Annotated in this window: 3 protein-coding genes and 1 pseudogene; 1 reads left to right on the top strand and 3 read right to left on the bottom strand. The window is 40.6% G+C overall.

What is annotated here, in order from left to right; translation table 11 throughout:
• Positions 1-25 precede the first annotated feature (25 nt).
• The 3 genes from BV372_RS29805 to BV372_RS29815 form a co-directional block, all read right to left on the bottom strand.
• The gene (locus BV372_RS29805; protein ID WP_373270818.1) at positions 26-832 is read right to left on the bottom strand and encodes a TVP38/TMEM64 family protein; all 807 of its coding nucleotides are present in this window, start codon (positions 830-832) and stop codon (positions 26-28) included.
• On the bottom strand, positions 813-1,559 hold the full coding sequence (locus BV372_RS29810; RefSeq protein WP_086690356.1) for a TVP38/TMEM64 family protein: 747 nt from the start codon (positions 1,557-1,559) through the stop codon (positions 813-815). Before BV372_RS29810 ends, BV372_RS29805 begins: the two co-directional genes overlap by 20 nt.
• Positions 1,560-1,635: 76 nt before the next feature.
• Positions 1,636-2,346 carry a TIGR04283 family arsenosugar biosynthesis glycosyltransferase gene (locus BV372_RS29815; protein ID WP_086690358.1) on the bottom strand — a complete coding sequence of 237 codons (711 nt, stop codon included), beginning with the start codon at positions 2,344-2,346 and terminating at the stop codon, positions 1,636-1,638.
• 251 nt (positions 2,347-2,597) lie between these two features.
• Here BV372_RS29815 and BV372_RS38480 point away from each other — a divergent pair.
• Positions 2,598-2,702: pseudogene (locus BV372_RS38480) on the top strand (hypothetical protein); the annotation flags it as partial.
• Positions 2,703-2,771: the final 69 nt, after the last annotated feature.

Raw genomic sequence — 2,771 nt, forward strand, 5'->3', positions numbered from 1 at the left:
AAATTCCGTGACTTTTGCGTAAGCCCTAATTATTAATTACTTCATCCTCTAAAGCTTTCCTTGCTATCCGGGTGATATAAATTGTGACGGCGACAGTAGCAATAAAACCAATAATCCGAATTGCCCATTGCACAGTGGGGTTGGTAGGTTGAGCTTCAGTACCAATTCGAGCTAGATTCCCAGCCAAAGAACCAATGTACACATACATGATTGTTCCCGGAATCATGCCCACAGAGCCAATAAAGTAGTCTTTGAGAGAAACTCTTGTAATCCCAAAAGCGTAGTTCAATAAATTAAACGGAAATATTGGCGAAAGTCGCGTTAACAGCACAATTTTTAATCCAGCTTTACCGACAGCGTTATCAATTGCGGCGAATTTTTTGTTATCTGCTATTTTACGGGCAACCCAGCCTCTTGCTAAATAACGTCCAACTAAAAAAGCCGCAGTCGCTCCTAAAGTTGCACCTATAAATACATATACAGAACCCCAAACTACACCAAAAACAACACCAGATCCTAAAGTCAAAATAGAGCCTGGTAAAAAAGCGACGGTGGCAATAATATAAAGTGCAATAAAAGCTATAGCTCCTAGAGAACCAAGGCTATCAATCCATTGCAAAGCGTCTTTTAAAGTTTCTTGGGGGTTAAAGGTATTTGTAGTAGTAGATGCTTGGGCTAGGTCTGTATTAGATAAGAAGACGATATTTAGTAGCAGCAATGTTAATACAATTACTTTTTTTACACGCTGAAAATATCTGCTCTTCTTGGACGAACCGCCAAGGAAGAAATAGGTAAGTGGTTGGAAAAGCTGCTTAATTGTGGTTCTTTGTATCATGATTTATTTCGGCTGTCGCTACACTTTCTTTGAGAGCTTTCTGAGCAACTCTTGTAACATAGATAGTCACGGCAACTGTAGCAATACACCCCATCATTTGTATTACCCATTCTCCTACTTGAGCTTGGGTATTCGCTGGTTGATGAGGCGTATTCAGCATGGCAAGATTACTAGCTAAAGAGCCGATGTAAACATACATCACAGTACCCGGAATAATACCGATAGAACCTAAGATATAATCTTTAAGTGAAACTTGTGTCACCCCAAAAGCGTAATTTAATAAGTTAAAGGGAAAGATAGGGGAGAGTCGAGTCAGCAGCACAATTTTCCATCCTTCTTTAGCAACTGCTAAATCAATTGCTTTAAATTTAGGATGTTTGTCAAGTTGTTGAGCCACCCAATCCCGTGATAGATAACGCCCAATTAAAAATGCTAAAGTAGCTCCAATAGTTGCCGCAATTATTACATAAATAGACCCCCAAAAAACGCCAAATAGACAACCTCCTTTTAACGTTAAAATAGAACCTGGTATAAACAATAAGGTAGCTAAGTTATAAATCGCTATGAAAGCAATGGGACCAAAATAACCAAGATTATTTACCCACATCACTGTGGTATATAAAAGTTCTTGAATGTTCAGATGTTTGCTCGTAATTATAAGCGTGGCAACTAGACAACTTAATAGTAAAAGCCTGAGTTTAGTATATAATTTACGCTTGTGCATTTTCAGTTGCCAGCCTGTTTACTGTTCACCGTCTTGCTATCTTCAACCAAGATATTCCACTTCCATGAGAATCAGCTTAATTCTTCCTAAATTTTTCTTGGCGATACCAGCTACGAATTCGCTCAGGTGATACTCCCAGTAAATAAGCGACAATTACTATTTGATTAATCAAGGTAGTTTGAAAAATTCCCTTACGCAACCATCGACGGGCTGAGGTGACAACTGGTTCTGTAATAATCGCGATTCTACCGTTAGATTTTAAACGGCGTATGAGTTCAAAGTCTTCCATAATTGGCAATTCAGGAAAACTGCCAATTTGCTGAAATACCTCTTTGGTAATGAAAATTGCTTGATCGCCATAAGGCATTTGCAAAAAATGCGATCGCCAATTTACTCCCCATTCCACCAGTCTGATACCCCAACCCGATGCATCAATCCGCAAGTTAAACGCACCCGCAACTGTTCTTGATTGTTGCAGTGCAGTGCGAATCATGGCATCAAAGCCAGGAGGTAAACGGGTATCTGCGTGGAGAAACAGCAGAATCTCACCGTTAGCAGCTACAGCACCCGCGTTAATCTGCACCGCCCGCCCAAGAGATGACGAGATAACTTTGACACCTAATGACTGCGCTATTGCTACAGTGTCATCTTGAGAGCCGCCATCTACCACAATTACTTCTGTATTTGTACTCGGTTGGGTAGTAGCTAACGTATCTTTAATATTTGCGGCTTCATTGAGAGTCGGAATGATGATAGAGATAGTTGCAGCGCCAAGATTTTGATTCATAATTGCTGAGTTTCTTTTCTGGCTGCTTATTGTACTTCTATCCAATCCCTCGCAATAACTTTCTCTAACTTCTGCAAGTTCTGTCGTTACTTCAGCGCACTCTGCATCTAATCATGAAAAATCGCATCGAAGAGCGATCGCTCTTTTCGGGGATTGCTTGGCTGGCAATGAGTTTTTATAATTAGGCGATCGCACCACACAAAAACGAACCTTGAAGCGGCTTTCCTCAACTCAATAGTGGCTTTCCTCAACTCAATAGTGGCTTTCCTCAACTCAATAGTGGCTTTCCTCAACTCAATAGTGGCTTTCCTCAACTCAATAGCGGCTTTCCTCAACTCAATAGTGGCTTTCCTTAACTCAATAGCGGCTTTCCTCAACTCAATAGTGGCTTTCCTCAACTCAATAGTGGCTTTCCTCAACTCAAT

It is taken from the genome of Nostoc sp. T09 (genome assembly GCF_002154695.1).
GTDB lineage: Bacteria > Cyanobacteriota > Cyanobacteriia > Cyanobacteriales > Nostocaceae > Aulosira.